We start from the raw sequence: 431 nt of genomic DNA, 5'->3' as shown, positions 1-431 counted from the left end.
TATTATCGCTGCGGACATCAATCACATCATCGTAATTGCTGAGAATGATATCTCCCGTAATCGAACCGTGATCAACGATCTTGACGGCGTTGCTGTGGTAATGCGCGTCTATCGCCAAATTGGCGGAGCTGATCGTCCCATCGTTGATAATCGTTGCCTTGCCGATGCTGTTGCTATTGGTATCGTCGCCGACAACCACTGCCGCGTTTGAAGCTTTAATCGTCCCAAGCGACAGGTTTTTCATTACGCCGCCAGTAAAGGCGACACCAAAATTTGCGCTTTGTACCAATCCGTTGTTGACAATGGAGCTCGATTCTGTCGCAGCAATCGCATACCCTTTTTCAGACGTGTTATAGATCTTGCCCGAATTGCCGACTGTATTCTCGCCGCCAGCCAGCAATATTGACGCGATGCCCACGCCATGAATCTCC

The 431-nt window shown here is 49.7% G+C and carries 1 protein-coding gene; it reads right to left on the bottom strand.

Translation table 11 applies throughout. The features are described from left to right. A partial coding sequence (locus AC1D0P_RS30135) for a hypothetical protein (protein WP_477680087.1) occupies nt 1-431 on the bottom strand: 431 nt, incomplete at both ends.

The organism is Polaromonas sp. P1_G2, assembly GCF_056405515.1.
Note: the sequence above shows the minus strand (reverse complement) of the source record. Positions and strands in the feature narration are given on the sequence as shown.